At 33.7% G+C, this 21,542-nt stretch carries 15 protein-coding genes; 1 reads left to right on the top strand and 14 read right to left on the bottom strand.

Going from position 1 to position 21,542, the window contains the following annotated elements; all coding sequences use genetic code 11:
* Positions 1–270: 270 nt before the first annotated feature.
* The 10 genes from BD847_RS15165 to BD847_RS15120 form a co-directional block, all read right to left on the bottom strand.
* Complete coding sequence (locus BD847_RS15165; RefSeq protein WP_115889373.1) at positions 271–1,014, bottom strand: rhamnogalacturonan acetylesterase; 744 nt, start codon at positions 1,012–1,014, stop codon at positions 271–273.
* A 132-nt stretch (positions 1,015–1,146) separates the two neighbouring features.
* Positions 1,147–2,505: a glycoside hydrolase family 28 protein gene (locus BD847_RS15160; RefSeq protein WP_244201615.1), complete on the bottom strand. Its 1,359-nt coding sequence runs from the start codon at positions 2,503–2,505 to the stop codon at positions 1,147–1,149.
* Positions 2,506–2,526: 21 nt separating this feature from the next.
* Positions 2,527–3,507 carry a pectinesterase family protein gene (locus tag BD847_RS15155; protein WP_115889111.1) on the bottom strand — a complete coding sequence of 327 codons (981 nt, stop codon included), beginning with the start codon at positions 3,505–3,507 and terminating at the stop codon, positions 2,527–2,529.
* 242 nt (positions 3,508–3,749) lie between these two features.
* Positions 3,750–5,348 carry a glycoside hydrolase family 43 protein gene (locus tag BD847_RS15150; RefSeq protein WP_115889110.1) on the bottom strand — a complete coding sequence of 533 codons (1,599 nt, stop codon included), beginning with the start codon at positions 5,346–5,348 and terminating at the stop codon, positions 3,750–3,752.
* 93 nt (positions 5,349–5,441) lie between these two features.
* Entirely contained in the window at positions 5,442–6,659 is a 1,218-nt protein-coding gene (locus tag BD847_RS15145) for a glycoside hydrolase family 88/105 protein (protein WP_115889109.1), read from the bottom strand.
* Between the two features lie 12 nt (positions 6,660–6,671).
* On the bottom strand, positions 6,672–7,637 hold the full coding sequence (locus BD847_RS15140; RefSeq protein ID WP_115889108.1) for a DUF4861 family protein: 966 nt from the start codon (positions 7,635–7,637) through the stop codon (positions 6,672–6,674).
* 11 nt (positions 7,638–7,648) lie between these two features.
* Positions 7,649–8,584 (bottom strand): alpha/beta hydrolase, encoded by a 936-nt coding sequence (locus BD847_RS15135; RefSeq protein WP_115889372.1) that lies wholly within the window; start codon positions 8,582–8,584, stop codon positions 7,649–7,651.
* A gap of 98 nt (positions 8,585–8,682) precedes the next feature.
* Complete coding sequence (locus BD847_RS15130) at positions 8,683–10,320, bottom strand: RagB/SusD family nutrient uptake outer membrane protein (RefSeq protein WP_115889371.1); 1,638 nt, start codon at positions 10,318–10,320, stop codon at positions 8,683–8,685.
* A 10-nt stretch (positions 10,321–10,330) separates the two neighbouring features.
* A complete protein-coding gene (locus BD847_RS15125; protein WP_115889107.1) occupies positions 10,331–13,450 on the bottom strand; it encodes a SusC/RagA family TonB-linked outer membrane protein in 3,120 nt (1,039 codons plus the stop codon).
* Positions 13,451–13,489: 39 nt separating this feature from the next.
* Positions 13,490–14,929 (bottom strand): glycoside hydrolase family 28 protein, encoded by a 1,440-nt coding sequence (locus BD847_RS15120; RefSeq protein ID WP_115889106.1) that lies wholly within the window; start codon positions 14,927–14,929, stop codon positions 13,490–13,492.
* A gap of 287 nt (positions 14,930–15,216) precedes the next feature.
* Between BD847_RS15120 and BD847_RS15115 the strand changes: the two genes are divergently transcribed.
* Positions 15,217–16,245, top strand: coding sequence for a LacI family DNA-binding transcriptional regulator (locus BD847_RS15115; RefSeq protein WP_115889105.1), 1,029 nt, complete (start codon positions 15,217–15,219; stop codon positions 16,243–16,245).
* Positions 16,246–16,459: 214 nt separating this feature from the next.
* On the opposite strand, the gene BD847_RS15110 is transcribed toward BD847_RS15115, so the two are convergent.
* The 4 genes from BD847_RS15110 to BD847_RS15095 all read right to left on the bottom strand — a co-directional run bounded on the left by BD847_RS15110 (position 16,460) and on the right by BD847_RS15095 (position 21,465).
* Positions 16,460–18,079, bottom strand: a complete 1,620-nt coding sequence (locus BD847_RS15110) for a UxaA family hydrolase (RefSeq protein ID WP_115889104.1) — start codon at positions 18,077–18,079, stop codon at positions 16,460–16,462.
* Between the two features lie 18 nt (positions 18,080–18,097).
* Positions 18,098–19,546 (bottom strand): tagaturonate reductase, encoded by a 1,449-nt coding sequence (locus tag BD847_RS15105; RefSeq protein ID WP_115889103.1) that lies wholly within the window; start codon positions 19,544–19,546, stop codon positions 18,098–18,100.
* A gap of 216 nt (positions 19,547–19,762) precedes the next feature.
* Complete coding sequence (locus tag BD847_RS15100) at positions 19,763–20,434, bottom strand: bifunctional 4-hydroxy-2-oxoglutarate aldolase/2-dehydro-3-deoxy-phosphogluconate aldolase (RefSeq protein ID WP_115889102.1); 672 nt, start codon at positions 20,432–20,434, stop codon at positions 19,763–19,765.
* A gap of 8 nt (positions 20,435–20,442) precedes the next feature.
* Complete coding sequence (locus BD847_RS15095) at positions 20,443–21,465, bottom strand: sugar kinase (RefSeq protein WP_115889370.1); 1,023 nt, start codon at positions 21,463–21,465, stop codon at positions 20,443–20,445.
* Between the last annotated feature and the right edge of the window lie 77 nt (positions 21,466–21,542).

The raw sequence follows: 21,542 nt of genomic DNA, 5'->3' as shown, positions 1-21,542 counted from the left end.
AAGTTCTTCCGGAAATCAATCTATTATTGTCCGTAAAAGTTTTTAAACTTATAGATTAAGGTATATATGAAAATGGGTGTTAATTTTTAAGGGAGAATCGTTACGTATTGAAGTTAACAATCTGAAAAAAAGGTTTAAAGCATCTAATTTTAAAAATATGGATACAAAAAAAGAGAAAGCAATATGCTTTCTCTTTTTTAATTATTCTACTATGTAGTACAGAGTAAAATAGCGATATTATATTTAAGTAGTATTACAAAAAAACTTTTTTTACTTAATTCCTTTTTTGAGCTTTTCTAAAGATTTATTTTCTAATATTTTAATTTGGTTCACTACAATTTGCGCAATTGTTTTAGCCCCCAATAGTGAAAGATGTGTATCATCAGCTTTGTCACTACTATAATAAGGATTCTCTCCTGTTTTAAAATGCAAATGAAGTTCTTTTGATTTGTCTGGACCATATGATTGTTCTAATAGTTCAGTATAATATTCTAAATCAATAAAAGGTACTTTAAATTCCTGCGCTACCAATCTTGTTTCTAAAGGATAATCTCCATGGGTCGGAACCAGAACGCCTTTGTCATTAAAATTGCGTCTTGCAATTGAGGTCAATAAGATTGGAGTCGCTCCCTTCGTTCGGGTTTCTTTTACAAAACGAATTAAATTATACCTATATACAGTATGCGGGTTCGTGTAACGAGTTGAATCTTCGATTTTTTCGTCATTATGTCCAAATTCGATAAATACGTAATCCCCTTTTTTTAATTTATTATAAACAGAATCCCATCGTTTTTCATTAATAAAACTTTTTGTACTTCGTCCATTTACCGCCTTATTTACCACAATAATGTTATCAGTAAAAAAAGGCTGCAATACCTGAGCCCAGCCATGTTCCGGATTATGCTCTGGATCCTTTTTATTAGCCATTGTGGAATCTCCAATACAATACACTGTAGTTTTTTGTGCAAAACACAAAGTGGTCATGAGCAATGCCAAGAAGATGTATTTTTTCATTTCGATTATTATTTTTAGCAGTATAGTTATTCCTTTTGGAAATAGTTTTCTGGATTCTCTTTGTGTAGACGCACTGCCGTGCGTCTCTACAGTCACAACGGGTAAAACTTTGCGCCTTTGAATATCAAAAGCCTAATGTTTAGAAACAGCCGAAGGCACCGTCGCTCTCTTGCCAATAAAAACATCTGTCATCAAAACATTTTCGGCATTTTCATTTGAAATCGCGTTTTTTGCTTCCTTAATCTCAATGGTGTTCAAACTGATATTTCGGATTTTTTTATCAGGAAATCCCTGGATTACAATTCCTGATGCTGTCGCTTTATTACAGGAAATATTAGAAAAATGAATATTTGAAATTTCTGATTGAAAGCCTTTTCCTTCTCCATGGTAATTAGCAGTTATATAAAGACAATCTTCTACTTCATCTAATTGAATGTTTCGAATAAAAACATTCTTAATATAACCTCCTCTATCAGCATTGGTTTTCAAATAAATTCCTCTTTTTAAATATCCGATAGTTTTACAATTTTCTACAAAGACATTTTGAACTCCAGCAGACATTTCACTTCCAATAACTACCCCGTGAAGCCCTTTAAAGTTACAGTTTCTTATAACTATATTTTCGCTTGGCGTTGCATTATTGGTTCTTCCTTCATGATCTCTTCCCGCTTTAATAGCTACATTATCATCACCATTATTAAAATTCACATTTTCAATTAAAACGTTTTTCGAATACTCCGGATCAATGCCGTCATTATTATGATTTAAGGATTTATAACTTATCCCTCTTATTGTAATACTTTCCGACTTTAATAAATGAAGACACCAAAACGGCGAATTTTCAATCCTGATATTTTCAACTAAAATATTCTTGCAATTAAAAAACTGAATCATTTGTGGACGCAAGAAATAGCTATCTCCAAATTTTCTATCTTTTAAAGGAATATTATTATGATTCATTTCACGGCTTAGATCTTTCCCTTTACCTTCTTTTTCTTTAAAACTTTTCCAGATTTTCCCTCCTTCTCCATCAATAATTCCTTCTCCCGTTATAGCAATATTTGAACATTCGTACGCATAAATTAGCGGACTGTAATTGTACAACATAGTGCCTTCCCAACTTGTTAAAACCATTGGCAAATAGTCTTCCGGTTTATCACTGAATTTTATTTTTGCCCCTTTTTCTAACTTAAGATTTACATTACTTACAAAATGAATTGGACCGTTTAGTTTATAAATACCTTTTGGTACGATAAGGGTTCCGCCGTTATTCTTTTTACATAAAGCCATCGCTTTATCAAAAGCAGGCTTGCTGTCTGAAATTGAATCTCCTTTTGCGCCAAGTTTTGCAACGTTTACCTGATAAGCAGGAATAACAGGCAACTGAATTCTCTTAACAATTGAATCTACTTTTGCAGATGGAAATTCACCATTTTGAGCAAAAGAAAACGTAGAAATCAATAAAAATAAAAAGTATCTCAAATTCATCATAATTACATTTTTAATCAGATTTTATTTTAAATACCAATCTAATAAATCGTCTTTCAAAATATTTTCCAATGTATATTTTTCAACTTGTTTCTTATTTAACTGATGCGACCATGAAACTCTTTTCGTAGGTTGAAATCCTTCACCAGTACAATTATATTCAGCATAAAAAGCTTTTTTTTCAGCTTCAGGTTTCGACCAATTTTCCCAACCTTCTGGTCTGATTTGTTTTCCTAATTCGCAATTTAAGAAAACCGTTTTAGCATAAATACGCCAAGGTCTTCCTAAAAAAACCGCATCTGCAGAAGCTTCTGCTGTCAATTTGCAGTTTTTAAATACAAAACCAAAAGGAGTTTCCTCAGGTGTTGAAGCCGCCGTGATGTAAGAGTTTTTTATACTATGAATTTCACAGTTCTCAAAAAAGGTAGTTGCACTTCCAAAAATAAAATCGGTTGTACCTTCAATATAACAATTTACAAAATATTGTTTGGCCTCTTTTCCGGAGAGATACAACGTATCTTGATTTCCTAATAAATTGCAATTTGAAACTTTAGCACGATTCGCCACAACTGAGAGCGCAATACCTTGTCCATTATCTCCTGATGTATTTGTGATCGTAAGATTTGATGCAGAAAAATCATCTCCTTCTACTAAAACTGTTGAAGTATAAAAAGTACTATTTCTACCTAAATTGATTTTCGAAAAGTTATCATCGAAAGTAATGATGGTTTTTTCTTTGCTTTCCCCTTTTAAAACAATCTTTGTATTCCATTCAGGTATTCTTACTTTTTCATTATAAATACCATTTTTAATTAAAATAGTAACTTTTTCGTATGGAAAAGCTGGTGAAGCATATATGGCATCTTGAATTTTAGTAAAATCTCCAGAACCGTCCTGCGCTACGGTAATTAATATATTTGGCCCGCCCTTATAATTATTTTGTGATTTTGCTACAAAACTAAAAGCAACAATAAAAAACAGTATTATTTTTTTTAATTGAACCATTTTATTTTTACAATAATTGTTTGTAATTCTTTTTCCTTTTCAAAATTATAAAATACTCTTTTTAGCTAAAAAAATCAGTTAAACTTCAGTGTCCTGTAAGAAAAAACATTTTAATATGATTTTTAACTTCAAACTTTAATGTAAGTATATTCAGGTATTAATTTTTAAAAACAATCTCTTAAAACCAAACTATAGAGGTTCTTTTTAAAAAAAAGAGAATGTTTTTTTTAAAAAGCTACTTTTTATTTTGTAATTCTAAACCAATCGACAGCAACATTGCCAGAATCATTTGTAATTTTTTCGCTTAAAGCGAAAAGGCCAACTTTGGCTCCAATCCATTTTCCTTCTTTTGCTGTAAAATCATTTCCAATTGTCTGATAATTTTTATCATCTAAACTATAAGAAAAAATACAAACGCCTCCTTTTTTAACTTTAACTCTTAAATAAATTGTATTATTAGAAATCAAAATCGGATTAGTTTCATTCTCTTCCTCTTTTTTATCGAAAGTTCCCGTTTTCTGATTTAAGTATAATTTGCCATTATCATTTTTAAGATTGAGATAACTGTAATCTAAACCCATGATGATTAAACCGGTTGTTTCGCCATTTAATCGGGTGTTGAAAGTCATTTTTGCAGTTGCAGTAAATTCTTCTGCCGGGAACTTTTGAAGCATTAGATTTGGAACTTCAAAGATTTTCTCGCTGTCTTTAATTGTCGGGAGACAATACAAATTAAAATACCCTAAACTTGTTGGAAACCCCCAATTATGCTGAGCGTTTGCCTGCCATTGCCATTGTAATCCAAGCTTTGGCAAATTAAACTCATCTGATTCTGCCGGCGTTTCGATTGGATATTTCTTGCCAACATTCGGTTTCTTGAAAGTAGTTACCGGTTCGCCTATTCCATTTTTATCGAAATCCTGTCCCATAACGGGCCAGTCATTTTCCCATTTCATGGGTTGTAAATGCACAATTCGACCATAAGCGCCTTTGTCCTGAAAATGTATAAACCAATCTTCACCCGTTTGCGTTTGCACCCAAGCGCCCTGATGAGGACCGTTTATCGCTGTTTTTCCTTGCTCCAATACTTTCCTCTTTTCGTAAGGACCAAAAACATTTTTTGATCTCAAAACCGTTTGCCAGCCTGTAGAAACTCCACCTGCAGGAGCAAAAATATAGTAATAATTATTTCTCTTATAAAACTTTGGACCTTCAATAGTTCCTTCTCCATCATGACCATCAATAACCATTACTTCATCATTGTTTGTAGCAGTACCTTCGGGATTCATGCTGCAAACGACTAATACACTTTTTATTTTGGCACGGCTTCCTGCAAAAGCGTGAACCAAATAAACCTTTCCATCATCATCCCATAACGGACTAGGGTCGATGAACCCACTGCCTGCTTTAACCAAAATTGGTTCGGACCAAGGACCTTCGGCTTTTTGGGCTTTTATCATGTAAATACCAAAATCCGGATCTGGATAGTAAATATAAAATTCGTTCTTGTGAAAAGTTATGCTCGGTGCCCAAACTCCATTTCCGTGTTGTACTTTATCAAATGTTTCTGTTGGAATTTGTTTGCTTAGTGCATGGCCTATTATTTTCCAGTTTACCAAATCTTTTGAATGCAAAATCGGTAATCCTGGAATGCAATTAAAAGAAGATGCCGTCATATAAAAATCATCTCCTGCCCTTACAACATCCGGATCTGAATAATCAGCATGAATGATTGGATTTGTATAAGTTCCGTCTCTGTTGTCCGGTACCCAAACTTGCGAAAAGTTATGCTGTACAGAAAACATCGACAATGCAAGAAAGAAGAATTTTATTTTTTTCATTTTAAAAAAAGTTAACTTTTCAAATTAAACCCGACAGGTTTTTAAAATCTGTCGGGTTTGCTAGCATTATAATTTATAATTGTCAATTATTTTTTATCTGTTTAATTCTAAAGCTGCCAAAATAAATGGCCCTGTTGCTTTTGGATCATTGTCTTTTCTTCTCTCATTTACATAGTATTCGTAAGAACCATCTCTGTATGGAGTTCCTCCTAATCCTGCAACCTGACAAGCCTGAATTAAAGTAATACCGCCATCAGCATCAACTTTTAATAATTTTGTCGTTAATCCGTCAAATGCTTTATTAGCCAGTTTTTTGTATTTTGCTGGCAAATAACCTTTGTTTGCTCCTTTTGCAAAAGCATAGGCAAACATTGATGATCCTGAAGCTTCTAAATAATTTCCTTCTTTTCCGCCTTTGTCAGTAACCTGATACCATAAACCTGATTTATCCTGAAACTTTTCTAAGCTAGCCGAAACATTATTCAGATATTTTACTAATTCTTTTTGTTTTGGATGATTTTTAGGAAAATAATCCAAGGCATCAACAAGTGCCATTGCATACCAACCCAACGCTCTTGACCAAAAATTTGGAGAATTTCCAGTTTCTTTATTTGCCCACGGCATCTTTTTACTTTCATCCCATCCATGATATAACAAACCCGTTTTTGGATCTGTGGCGTGTAACTGAATCTCTTCAAACTGTTTTGCTACATCGTCCAAAGCTTTTCCGTTTTCGAAAGTAACAGTATATTGCGCGTAAAATGGCTCGCCCATATATAAGCCGTCCAGCCACATTTGATTTGGGTAAATATTTTTATGCCAGAATCCGCCGCTTTGAGTTCTTGGTTGTTCTGCCAATTGTTTGCGCAAAAGCTGCATTGCTTTTAGATATTTTTCTTCTTTTGTAGTATCATAAATATTAAAAAGCAAACGTCCGGCAACAATCATATCAATGTTATACTTGTCCAGTTCGTATGTTTTTATCGTGCCATCATTCTGAACTAAGGCATCAACATATCCTTTTACATATGTTTGATATCTTGGATCTGGATTTTGCTTATATAATTCCTCAAAACCATGCAAAACCAAACCATGAACATAATCCCATTTTGGAGTTTTAGAATCATCAATCATATAGGCTTCCGGATGGCGTTTCATCAGTGTCAAAGCCATTTTATCAGACCATTTTAAATCTTTTGAAATGACTATCTCTTTCGCAGATGTTTCTTGTGAAATTGCCCTCGAGTTTGCAAAAAACATAAAAGCCATCAATGCCAATGTAAAAGATGAAAGTTTTCTATTGTTTTTCATTTTAAAATCTTTTTAAATTTTACCTTTTTTATTTAAAATTTCAAGTTTTTCATTGAGATACTTTACAAAATCTGCCTGAGATTTAATTCCGTTTACCTCTTGTTCCCAAGCTCCTAAAAGATAAAATGACGTTGCTTTTGTAGCTGGTTTAAACACCAATAAATAATCTAAATCTGTATCTGCAATATTTTCAACTGTATTAACTTCATAAAATAGTGCCATTCCTAATTTATCAGGAACCAACGACTGCTCACCATAAGTGGCCAGATAAGCCCATTTTTTATTTTTACTTTCTTTTTTAAGCAACTCCGTATTCTTTTGCTTTACAATTCCTGTACAGACTCCTTTAATTTCTTTTGAAGCCTGAAACGTATGTTTTGTGTAAAGGTCATTTGGTTTAATTGTTAAAACCGAAGTAAAATCAATTTTATCCGAAGCTGTTTTCCAGCCGTAATAATTTACTTTTACAGTCGATTCTTTTTCATTATTGGCAACAGTTGCAATTGTCGAATCTACTTCTCTAAAATGTAGTTTTTCATTATTCAGAAAACGATCAATAGAACCTATTCCGATTCCTTTTCCTGCCTTTAAAATATCAGCTCCCCAATCGCTCATTTCATGATACGAATCGAAATTATCCTGTCCAACTTTTGGCAATATAATCTCAGGTGTTTTCTTTCCGAAAATATCAATTGCATTTCTCCAATCTAAATACAAACGGTATCCAATTCGGTTATTTTCCCAACCTGGTCCTTCATAACGAATATCAAAAGAATGATCCGTATGTTCCGGAGCCAATTTTAATCGGTCTACATTTTTAAAAACTGTTCCGCCAATATATTTTCGTCCTTCCCATTTTCCATCTGTTTTTACGGATATTTCGGCATAGGTTTTTGCTGTTTTTAAATCTACTTTTTGAGCATTTGCAGTTGCCAAAGTCATTAAAAAGAAGGCGGTTATTTTTGTTATTGCTTTCATTCGTATGCTTATTATTTAAAAATTTTATCTAGAAATTGTACTATATAAACTGTCATTTCATCAAACCATGGTTGAAAAAACCAAAATGAATGAGGTGAATCCTTGATTATTTTTACTTCATTATAAATATTGTTTTCATTCAAAATCGAGATCATATCATCTCTTCCTGCATGAAACCTTTCAAAACTGCTGTTTATAAAAAGTATCGGCGGTGTATTTTTATCTGTATGATTTAATGCCGAAGCATTATTCCAATTCTCCGGATTTTCTTCATAACTCCCTTTTAGCCAAAATGAAGCCGCTTCACCTTCTGCCGACTCTACATGTTTAAAAGCCAGAATTCCATCGACATCAATAATTGTATTTACTTTTGAAGATGATTTGCTTTTAAAAACAGCATCTTCAAAAGCCGGATTTTCATTTGTTGTACCAATTAAAGCTGCCATCTGACCTCCAGAGGAGCATCCTAAAATGGCAATTTTATTTGGATCTACATGAAATTTTCCAGCATTGTCTTTTATAAATTTAATCGAATTCTTTACATCGTAAATTCCTTCGGGATATTTTGCTTCTAACGCTAATCGATATTCGATTGTAAAACATGAATACCCTTTTGAGGCAATTTCCTGTGCCAAAATCCGCATTTGATTTTTGTTTCCGGATTTCCATCCGCCACCATGAATCAATATAACTGCAGAGTTTGTTTTATTCTTTTTATAAACATAAGCATCTAAATGTAATGCTCTCTCTTTCTTTAGATCGTATTCAATGTCATTGAGTTGATCAATATTCTGATATTTTTTCTCTTTTACAATTGTAATAAAAGGATATTTTTTTAAAAGTTTATTATAAGTACTTTTTATGGTGTAAGATGTATCAACCTTAAAATTGCTTTGAGCATTTATCGCATTTGAAAACAGAAACAAAAACAACATTATCTTCTTCATAACTCGCTTTGCGTTTTTAGTTAAGAAAGGAGTTTGACAGGCATCAAACTCCTTTTTAACTAGTTCAAAAAACAATTGCTCAAAAACTATAAAAATTACTAATAACCAGGATTTTGAGGAAAATCTTTATTTTGATTTAAATCTAAAGCGCTTTGTGGTATTGGTCTTAAAATTTTAAGAGCACCTCCAACTCCAACGAAATTAGCTGCTTTAATTCTGTAATTATGAGCAGAAGCTCTAGCAACTAAAGTTCCTGTACGTTTCAAATCAAACCAACGTTTGTATTCACCAACTAATTCTCTTGCTCTTTCATCTAAAATGTATTCAATATTAAATTCTGCCGCAGTAGCATTTGCCACACCTGCTCTTCTTCTTACTTCATTTAAACGGTCTAATCCTGTTGCTGGATTACCTGCTTTCAAATACGCTTCAGCAGCTACTAAATAAGTTTCTCCAAGTCTTGCAACAATAATATCACGAGTACTTACAGGGCCTGTACTAGAAGGAGTCGTTAATTCCGGATCATCAAATTTCTTAACCGGAATAGTTTGATAATCGATGTTTTTTATCAAAGTATACGCAGCTTCATATTCTCCCCAAGGATGATATACAAATCCGGTTGCTAATTTTGCAGTAGCAAGATAATTTTCCTTATCAGCCGCTGTAAACCATTTTGGCTCGTAAAAATGCTTTACTTTCAAGTTTGTTTTATCGGCAACTCTAAAAAAGTCATAGTAGTTTTCATAAACTTCATTCATAAATGTAGCCGACCATCTTTTATCACCTTTTTCATATAATCCCAAAGCATATCCCGTTGGAAGTAAGTTATAACTTCTTAAAGGTGCTCCACCTTTAGTTTCACTTCCCCCCAAATAAGAACTAAAATAATAGAACTGATTATTTCCTAATTTTTGTGGGTCTGTACTTGTCGAATTTTTATCATACTGAACAGAAAAAATAGTTTCAGCATTTAAATCGTTTCCTGGTTTAAACAATTGATCGTAAGCTAAATTTAAAGCTTGTCCGCCAATTGCTGCATCTGCATAAGAAGCCGCTTTTGTAAAATCGGTCGCTGTTCCAAAAGTTTCGTAACCTCTAGTTAAATATACTTTAGCCAATAAATCATTTACAGCTCTTTTATTCACTCTTCCTGATGTGCCATAAGCCGAAGTCCCAACACTTGCAAGAGAAGCCTCCAAATCAGAAATAATCTGCGTATAAACTTCCTCTGCAGTATTTCTTTCAAACCATAAAACCGGAGACGTGATATTATCTAATACAATAGGAACCCCTCCATACGTCTGAACCAATAAGAAGTAAGCCTGAGCTCTTATAAATTTAGCTTCACCTACCAACACCGGTACATTTGCATTTTGCTCTGTTATTGTTGAGTAATAAACAGTTTTGTTTACTGCCTGAATAGCCTGATAGCAAGAATTATATAATTGTTCTACTCCCGTTGAGGAAGGTATTAACAATGTATATTGACTCAAACCTGCCGGTTCCGGAGTTCTTCCTTCTGCATACATATCTGTTCCTGCTTCAAACAACCATGGATCTCCTCCATAAATTCCTTTAAGCCATGCGTAATTTGTATTTACCAAAAGCTGAAATCCGGATGTCGTTTTGTATGTTGCATCAGCCGGAACATTTGATAAACTTTCTTCTTCAATAAAATCACTACATGAACTAAATGTTGTAATGATTATTCCTAAAATCAATATTATTTTTTTCATTGTTTCTTTATTAAAATTTAACACTTAATCCCAATTGTGTAGTAACAGATGCCGGACGGTTTACTCCAAAAGCCGCACCTGCCCATTCTGGATCATATCCATCAAATTTTGTAAATACAAATGGGTCTAGAACGTTTACATAAATTCTAAAATTGCTGATTTTTAATTTTTTAAGCAGCTCTGGCGTTAATGTATATCCTAAAGATATATTTTTGATTTTAGTGAAAGAAACATCTCTGTAATAAGCAAAACCAGATGTCCAATACGCTCCTGCACCTGTAGCTACAGGTCCTGGTCTTGGGTTTGTACTATTTGCATTTGCTTCAATACCTGTTCCGTTTGTTGGAATGAAATAATCCATTGCCAATTTCTGACGCCCTCTATCACTCACATCAGTGAAGTTTTGATGAAAAGAACTTAAAACTGTTTGTCCCTGACTTGTAAGTACTGAAAAGTTGAAATCAAACTGTCCAACATTTAATCTTGAATATAAACTTCCCTGCCATTCCGGATTTGGATTACCAATTACAGTTCTGTCATCCTGATTAAATTTCCCGTCTCCATTCAAATCTTTTGGTCTTGCCTGACCTGGTTTCTGATCGTAAGTTGCTGCCAATGCTGCTTCACTTTCTAACCAAACACCGTCATACACATAATTGTAAAAATTAAAGTTACTAGGGCTTAGCGGAGAACCAAGAATTAATTTGTTACCAATATCACTTACTTTATCCTGATTGTAAATAGATTCTAATTTATTTACGTTTTTAGTGAAAGTAAAAGTAGTTTCCCAAGTAACGAACTGTGTCTTAATGTTTTTAGTTGTCAATAAAGCTTCTATACCTTTGTTACTAACCGATCCTACGTTTGAGAAAGTATTTTTCCAACCTGTTTCTGGTGGTAATTCTTGTTTATAAATCAAATCATCAGATAATCTGTCATATACATCAACACTACCTGTAATTCTGTTTTTTAAGAAACCAAAATCAAGACCTAAGTTAAACTCTCTTGTTTTTTCCCAGCTAATTCTTTGGTTGGCTAAATTTTGAGACTGCCATCCCGGAACCACAACCGGACCATTTGCATAAAAAGTCTGCTGATTTAAAAGTGCCTGAGAAGTATAAGGCTGTACATTGTCATTTCCGGTATAACCGATACTTGCTCTTAATTTTAAATCTGAAACGGTATTGTTATTTGCTAAAAATGATTCTTTGCTGATTTTCCATCCTAAAGCTAATGATGGAAAACTTTCCCATTTTGCTCCTTCTGCTAAAACAGATGAACCATCCCATCTTGTAGACGCCGTTACTAAATATTTATCTTTAAATGTATAGTTTAAACGTACTGCATATGAACTTAAAGTATTTTTTGCATAAGCAGATTTCACCACATAACTGGACTGAACTCCTGATCCGATATTGTTGATATCTGTATCAAAAGGTTGTGTGTTTGAATACAAATAAGAACTTTTATCTACGTTTGAATACAAACTTTGTAATAACAATGCGCTAAAATCGTGCACCTCATTAAAAGTATGTTTCAAATCAATTTGATTGTCCCAAGTGTAATTAAAATTATTCAGGTTTTCTATAGAAGATGAATTCTTGTTATTCAAGGTAACACCTGCATTAGATTGTGCACCATATGCTTTACCATTTTCAATATCTGAAATTCCGGCTGCAAAAGTGGTTTTGAAGGAAAGCCATTTTATAGGTTGGTATTGAAAATAAACATTTCCAACAGTTTGCCAAGTATTTTCAGTTTGTGAAGAATTAGCAATTTCTACTAAAGGATTAACCGTACTCGTTTTATTAATTGCCCATGAACCGTCAGGATAAGTTAGTTTACCAGGTAAGAAAAACAACTCACCTACTTTTTCATTTCCATCAGCATCTACAGCCCAAGGAGACATTAAAGGGCTTAATCTAAAAGCGTCCTGCATAGCTAAATCACTACCTAATTCTGATTCAATTCTAGCAATTGTAATGTTTGCTCCTGTTGAAAATTTATCATTTATTTTATGATTCAACCCTAATTTAAAAGAATACTTATCTGTTGAGTCGTTTTCAATAAGACCTTTATCGCTTTGAATACCAAAACCTAAATTATAACTCAAGCCCGAATCTGAACGGCCTGAAACATTTAAGTAATTGTTTTGCGTCATTCCTGTTTTAAGTACTGCATCATACCAGTCAAAATCATAACCGTTATTTGCTCTCGAAACCAATAACGGACTTTGATTTCCTGCCAACGCCGCCAATTGCGCTGGTGTTTGCGTTAATGGAGTAGCGTTCATGTAAGCTACCTGATGAAATTTCCACCATTCTTCACCGCTCATCATTTTTGGTAATCTAGCAGCGGTTTTTGTTCCGTAAGAAGTATCAAAAGTTACGCTAATTCCTGATTTAGCGCTTAATCCACTTTTTGTTGTAACGATGATTACACCACTTGCACCTCTAGAACCATAAATTGCTGCCGAAGAAGCGTCTTTCAAAACGTCCATTCTTGCAATATCCTGCGGATTTAAAAAGTCGATTCCGTCAGTAGGAACTCCATCCACAATATACAACGGTGTTGATCCTGCAATTAATGAGTTGTTACCTCTGATTACTACATTATAACCATCACCTGAACGTCCTGTACTTGAGGTGATTTGAACTCCGGGAGTACTACCCTGAATCGCTTCTAAAGGGCTTATTGTATTTCTTTCCGTTATCGTAGCAGCATTAATTGTACTTACCGCACCGGTCAAATCTGTTTTCTTTACAGATCCATATCCAACCACCACAACTTCTGTAAGCGCATTTGATTGCTCTGAAAGACTAACGTTTACTTTAGATTTCCCTGCAATGCTTACTTCCTGAGTCTGAAATCCTAAATAGGTAATAACTAAAGTGGCTTTAGCATTGGTAACATTCATTTTAAAACTCCCTTCAAAATCTGTAGAAGTACCATTTTTCGTTCCTTTTTCCTGAATATTTACTCCAGGCAATGACAGTCCTGCAGCATCAGTAATTTTCCCTTCAATAACAGTAGACTGGGCACTAATAGTATTTACCCAAAGGAAATTCAGGAAAAACAAAAACACAAGATTGTATTTTATCTTTTTCTTTGATATTTTTTTAATGTTCATAATTTGGTATTGGTTTGGTTAATTGATAATTAATTAGTTTTAGTTTTTAATCGATTCTATTTTCTTTCCATTGATATAAGTATTTATAAAATTGACATTTTTTACGTTTTTAAGAGAGTAGACCGAATCTACTTTTGTTATTTCCACATCTTTAAATGTTATGTTCTCGATTGGAGATTCTTTGTACCCATCGGCCAGAATTCCAAATTTTCCACCATTTTTCACCTTAATATTTTCAAGATGAATATTTCGGATTGAAGGCATAAAATTGCCAGTTTGACTGCCGTACAAATCATAAAACATTGTCACTCTTAAAACACATTCCTTAACGGTTCCAACCTGAAGATTTCGAACGAATATATCTTCTGTAGTTCCGCCTCTTTTTGAGTTTGTTTTAATTCTGATCGCACGATCAAGTTCAGGACTGTCCATTACGCAATTTTCAACAAAAACATTATTTACTCCCGCACTAATTTCACTTCCCATCACCACTCCGCCATGACCGTCAACCATTTTACAATTTTGGACAATAATATTCTTACTCGGAATACCAACGCGGCGTCCATCGGCATCTCTACCCGATTTAATAGCGATACAATCATCGCCCGTATCGAAAGTGCAGTTTCGAATTATTACATTTTGAGAATATTCAGGATCACAACCATCATTATTAGGACCGTGGCTTTTTACAGTTACACCGTCAATGATGACATTGGTAGATTTTATTGGATGCAAAATCCAAAACGGCGCATTTATAATTTTTATATCTTTTACTAAAACAGTATTACATTCAAAAAATTCAATAAAATTTGGGCGCAAATAATGTCCTTCTCCAAAAACTCTCTCCTCAACCGGAACATCTTTTTCAGCCATTTCGACTAGATTATCACGATTAAGTTTATCATGTTGCGAAGGCTGACCTTTTTCCCAACCATACCCTTTATGCCCGCACCATGGCCACCAATTTGAATTATTGGCCTGACCATTTAAAATTCCTTTTCCAGTTATAGCAACATTAGTTTTTCCTTTTACATAAATCAACGGAGAGTGATTCATTAATTCTGTTCCTTCAAAAGAAGTATGAACTAAAAAATATTCTTTAGAATCAGTGCTGAAAAGAATTTCGGCCTGATCTTCTAAATGCAAATTAACATTACTCTCTAAATGAATTGGACCTGTCAGATATTTTCCATTTGGTACTAAAACTTTTCCACCTCCTTCTTCAGCACATTTCTTGATTGCTTTTACGAAAGCTGCTGTATTCGATGTTTTTCCATCAGCAACAGCTCCAAAATCTTTTACATTATATACAGCATCTTTAAAATGAGTTTCAGGAATACTTTTTATTATTAAATCCATTTTCTGCCAAGGATTAGCCTCCGAAGTAGCAGAAACTTGTTTTGCACATGATAAAAACATGAAGCAAAATAGAATTAAAAATGAAATTGCTTTTAGCGTTAAGTACTTACGTGTAATCATTTAAAGGCATTTTTTAAATTCAAATAGATAAAATGTCAAACACTTTGTAATCGATTACACGAAAGTATAAAATTTGTTTTTACTAACCAAATTAATTAAGAAAATAATTATGCATTTAATTTTTATTCACAATTATTTTTATAGTTAATGTAAAAAAACGCATAATTTTTTAATATTGTAGAACCGAAAACGCTGTAGTTACTAATTATGGTAATCGATAACAAAAAATATTGAATTCAGTAAAAAAAATGTATTTTTGTCTATAATTAATCTGAAAACCTTTTCGAATGAGCGAAAAAATAACCATTTATGATATTGCTAAAAAACTGAATATCACTGCTGCCACTGTTTCCAGAGCGTTAAATAACAATCCGAAAATAAAAGAGAGTACCCGCGACCTGGTTATTAAGACTGCTGCATCGATGAATTATAAGCAAAATAAATTAGCGCTGGCATTAAAAAGCGGACGAAGCAACAATATTGGTGTTATTGTACCGCGCATTGACAGTAATTTTTTCGCTTCTGTTATTAGAGGTATTGAAGAAGAATTACAACCACACGGTTATCAGGTTATCATTTGCCAAACACACGAAAGTGCTAAACGAGAAAATGAAAATCTATACACATTAATAGACGCTCAGGTTGACGGAATCATAATGTCGGTTACTGATGTTACTACCGAAAATGATGCTGCTTTTCAATATGTACTTGAAAAAAATGTACCGTTAATATTTTTTGACCGAAGCAAACATATCGATGGTGTAAGCTCTGTTACGATTAATGACTTCAAAGGTGGTTATATTGCTACCCAACATTTAATTAATGAAGGATGCAAAGCAATTGCACATTTTTCTGGTGACCAGTCTTTTGATATTTTCAAAAACAGGTTCTTAGGATACAAACAAGCTTTACTCGATCACGGAATAACTTTCAAAGAAGAATATGTTATCAATACCAAAAGTAACGTAGATGCCGGTAAAGAAGCTGTTAGTAAATTACTGGAACTGGAAACTCCGCCGGATGCGATTTTTTCTTCAAGTGATTTTGCCGCTCTGGGCGCCATTCAGGAACTAAAAGAGAGAAATATTAATATCCCAAAAGATTTTTGCGTAGCTGGTTTCAGTAATGAACCTTTCACAAAATTCATGGAGTTATCTATTACTTCCGTAGATCAGTCTTCTCTTGAAATGGGCAAAATGTCTGCAAAGGTTTTCTTAGAACAAGTAGACAAAACTGACACCATTAAAATCGAAAAAAAGGTAGTTCTTGCTCCAGAATTGCACGTCCGAAAATCATCTTCGAGAACAAACATTTAAACTTTTTTTTCACCATATAAGTTATGTAAGCAAATTAAAGTTTGTTTAAAAAAATCAGCAAAAAAGGCAACTCATAAAGAGCTGCCTTTTTTATTGTAAAGTATATCTAAAATGAACTTATATAACTTATATGGTAAAAAAAAGACGCACAGTTGTGCGTCTCTACATATAAAACTTTGTCACTTTTTATCTCTGTAACTTTGAGCCTAAAAAACTATAAAGAAACTCCTCTTTTCCAAGGAATAAATACATCTTGTTTCAACTGGTCTGCTTTTGTTTCCACGTTTCCGCTCGCCAATTCTATAATGTAATCTACTATTTCTGCTCCAACCTCGGTAATGGTTTTTTCACCAGTAATCACCGTTCCGGCATTTACATCGATAATATCAGACATTCTATTAATTAATGCCGTGTTCGAAGAAATTTTTACAACGGGTGCAATCGGATTTCCCATCGGATTTCCTAAACCTGTGGTAAATAAAACAACTGTTGCGCCCGATCCAACCAATCCTGTGGTACATTCTGCGTCATTTCCTGGCGTATTTAAAAGATTTAATCCTGGTTTTGAAATATATTCTCCGTAATCTAAAACATCTACAACAGGTGAAGTTCCACCTTTTTTAGCTGCGCCAGCAGATTTCATTGCATCTGTAATTAATCCGTCTTTGATGTTTCCCGGAGATGGATTCATATCAAACCCTGAACCTGCATCTACAACTGATTTTTCAAAAGCTTTCATTAAAGTTAAAAACTTATCTGCTTTTTCTTCGTCCACACATCTATTCATCAATTCTTGCTCAACGCCACATAATTCTGGAAACTCTGCCAAAATTGTTTTCCCTCCCAAAGCTGCAAAAATATCCGAAACAACTCCTAATGCCGGATTAGCGGAAATTCCTGAAAATCCGTCAGACCCTCCACATTCTAAACCAATACTCAGCTTTGAAAGAGGAGCAGGTTTGCGTTCAATTTTGTTGGCTCTTTTAATGGCTTCATAAGAATCTTTAATCACCATTTGAAACATTTGATCAGTAGTTCCAATTTGTTGTTGCTCATAGATCAAAATTTCTTTATCACTATTCGGACTCATTTCTTTCAATGCCTTTTTAAAAATATCAACTTGCAAATTTTGGCAGCCTAAACTTAAAACAGTTGCACCTGCAACATTTGGGTTGTTCACATATCCTGCAAGCAGTTTTGCCAACAATTCTGAATCTTGTCGAATCCCTCCACAACCACCTTGATGATTGATAAATTTTACTTCGACATTATCTAAAAGATTTTTATTTAAATTTTTATCCGAAACTTCTTCTACACTTTTTTCTTCAATTAAAGAACGCAACAAATTTTTATACGAAACTTCTTTTTTGGGCATTAATTCGTTTTCAAAAATATCTTTCAGTTTTTCGATATTTTTGTTTTCGCAAAAAACCAATGGAAAAAACAACCAAACGTTTTTGGTTCCAACTTGTCCATCAGTACGGTAGTATCCGTTGAAAGTTTTGTCTTTCCAACGATCTACATTTGGTGGAGTCCAACCTAAATTTCCGGTTTTACCAAAAACTTTTTCACTTTGATGTTTTACATTTTCGGTGGTAATTACTTCTCCTTTTTTTATAGGTTTAGCAGCTTTTCCAACCAAAACACCATACATTATAATATCATTACCAATTGAAAAATCTTTCTCTGCGATTTTATGTTTTGCTTTAACATCAGTTGTTGGTGAGACAGTGGTTCCTTCAAACATAATTTGTTCGTTTTGTATCAAATCGGTTAAAGCGACAATTACGTTATCTGCTGGATTGACTTTTATTAGTTTTTTTTGCGTTGCCATAACTATTGTATGTAATTCTTAATTTAATTGTTTTTGAAAATTGATGAAGCCTTGCTCCACGCCATTTGCATCAATTTCTTCTAAAGCTTTTGCAATTGATTCTGTAAGAGAAGGAATTTCAGTCAAATCTTCATCCCAGAAACTTTTATTCTGCAAAGTCAATCTCGCTATTTCAGTATAATCATCTGATGTCCAAAGCTCTTTAAAAAAAGAAACAATCTCTTCACTGTCATTAACTGGCAAACTTTCACCTTTCCAAGTACCTTTATAAAAGCGAATTAAAGCTGCGAAAGCAAAAGTTAAATGAGCCGGCAATTTATGATGAACATCAACATAACCAGTCAAACTCGGTAACACACGAACTTTGAATTTAGAAATTGAGTTCAATGCAATTGAAGACAATAAATGCTTGATAAACGGGTTTCTGAAACGGTCTAATATTTCTTCAGAAAAACTAGCCAGTTCTGCTTTATCCATATTTAAAGTTTCATTGATTTCGTCAAAAACTGCTTTATTTACAAATTCTCCCGTAAATGTATTATCAACTGTTTCTTTTACCGTTTCGTTTCCATAAAGCAATGAAAATGGAACCATTGCGGTGTGTGCACCATTCAGAATTCTAACTTTACGCGTACGGTACGGTTGCATATCAGCAACAATTTTCACATCTAAATCAGTCTTTTCAAACGGAAGTTTCGCTTTTAATTTATCATCACCTTCAATTACCCATAAAAAGAAACTTTCAGCACTTACAATCAAGTCGTCTTTGTAAGGAAGCTGACTATTGTATTCTTCGATTTGGTCTTTTGGATAACCCGGAACAATTCTGTCTACCAAAGTATTATGAAAAGAGCAATCCTCTGTTAACCATGATTTAAATGCTGCTTCCAAATTCCAATCATCACAATATTTCAAAACAATTTCCTTTAAAGCATCTGAGTTATAATTAATTAATTCACAAGGAATAATTGTCAAAGCTTTTGATTTATCGCCATTAAAATACTTAAATCTCTCATGCAAAAGCACAGTTAATTTTGCGGGAAACGAAACTGGAGGTTGCATTGAAGGTTTATCGGACTCGATGTATTCAATTCCGGCTTCTGTTGTATTAGAAATAATAAATTCTAATTCTTCTTCTTTGGCTAAAGCCAAAAATTCCTGAAAAGAAGCGTACGGATCTACCGCTTTTACGATATTGGTAATCAACTCTTTTTCCTGAATTTCCGCACCTTTTTTAACGCCTTTCATAAATAAAGTATACAAACCATCCTGATCATTGATCATGTTCACCAATCCTCTGTCAATAGGTTGCACAACAGCAATTCCAGCGTTGAAATCCGCTTTTTTATTTAATTCCTGAAATGCATATTCTACAAAAGCTCTCAAAAAATTTCCTTCTCCGAACTGCACTATTTTTATCGGAAGCCTTTGCGAAAACTCCGTATTTGATCTGTTTATTTTTTCCATTAGAAATTCTTTAAAGTGTTATAAATAACCCCATTTAAATACCTTATTCAATTTTTCCCGGCTTTATATTGCAAAAGAAACATTACACTTAAAAGCGTAAAACAAAACCTGCTGTGAGGAGTGACAAGATTTATTTTGCAAGCGTAATGTTCAATTACAACATCTAAAAACTCTAAAAAAACCGCATGCCAAATAAGGAATTGGTATGGTTATTCCCTATTTATTTTTTATATTTTTAATGATCTCCAAAACCTGGCTTACCTTAGTTTGTAAACCATCAAAATCTTGTTTATCTAGTATATCTTTTGAAATTAATTGTGATCCTAAACCAACACAAGTTGCTCCGGCATTTAACCAGGAACTAAGGCTTTCAACCGTTGGGTAAACACCGCCTGTAGGCATAATATTCGTCCACGGACATGGTCCTTTTATCGCTTTGATGAATTCTGGACCGTAAATATCAGCTGGAAATAATTTTACAATTTCACAACCCAATTCTTCTGCTCTTGCAATTTCAGTAAGCGTTCCGCAACCTGGTGACCACAATACTTTACGACGATTACAAGCAATTGCAATATCTTCTCTAAAAACCGGAGTTACAATAAAATTTGCACCTAAACTCATATAAAGTGAAGCCGAAGCTGCATCAGTTATTGAACCAACTCCTAACATCATTCCAGGCAATTCAGCCAAAGCATATTTGTTTAGTTCACCAAAAACTTCATGCGCAAAATCACCTCTGCTTGTAAACTCCATTAAACGCGAACCTCCATCATAACAAGCCTTTAAGACCTTTTTGCTTAATTCTATATCAGAATGAAAAAACAACGGAACCATACCGTTTTCTTTCATCATCTGAACCACTTCAATTCTTGAATATTTTGCCATTCTTATTTTTATCTTGATACTAATGCCGAACCATCGCCATCAATCCTATTTTCAACTTCTTTTAATGTTGCCAAGTTATAATCGCCTGCAATTGTATGTTTTAAGCAACAAGCTGCAACGGCAAAATCCAAAGTTCTTTGATTGTTATTTTGATATTGCAACAAGCCATAAATTAATCCGCCCATAAAAGCATCTCCGCTTCCTACACGGTCAACTACAGGCGTTACTTCCTTAACATCAGCACTGTAAATTACTTTTCCATCATATAAAATTCCTCCAATTCTTTGATGAGAAGCACTAACAGAATAACGCAGTGTCGTTGCAACCACTTTAAGGTTTGGAATCAATTCAAACAATTTATCATATTGGGCCGGAAGTGTTTTTTCGTCCTGATAATTAGGATTTACTTTTGGAATTCCCAACATAAAATACGCTGTATCAATATCTCCTAAAATAACATTGCTGTATTTCAACATCTCTGGCATTACCTCGCTTGGTGTTTTGCCATATTGCCACAATTTTGATCTGTAATTTAAATCGCAGGAAATTGTTATTCCTTTTTTGTGAGCAACTTTAATCGCTTCTAAACAAGCTTCGGCAGCACTTTCAGAAATCGCTGACGTTATTCCGCTCCAATGAAACCATTCCGCACCTTCTAGGACTATATCCCAATCAATATTTCCTTTTTGAATAGTTGCCATCGAACTTTGTGCACGGTCATAAACTACATTGCTTCCACGCATTCCTGCACCTGTTTCAAGAAAATAAATCCCTAAACGTTCTCCTCCAAAAATGATATTTTTAGAGTCCACGTTCATTTTTCGGATTTCTTGTAATGCAGAAAAACCAATCTCATTTTCCGGTAATCTTGTAACAAACTCTGCATTAATACCATAATTTGCTAAAGAAACAGATACATTAAATTCTCCGCCTCCATAAGTAGCACTAAATGCTGTCGATTGCGAAAAACGTAAATGTCTTTCCGTCGATAAACGCAACATAATTTCTCCAAATGCAACTACTCTACTCATACTATCTTTTTTAAATTTTACCATTAAGGCATTAAGAAAATTAAGCTTTACTTTATGTTCTCTTAGCGATTAAAGGT

This window comes from Flavobacterium cutihirudinis, from assembly GCF_003385895.1.
GTDB lineage: Bacteria > Bacteroidota > Bacteroidia > Flavobacteriales > Flavobacteriaceae > Flavobacterium > Flavobacterium cutihirudinis.
Note: the sequence above shows the minus strand (reverse complement) of the source record. Positions and strands in the feature narration are given on the sequence as shown.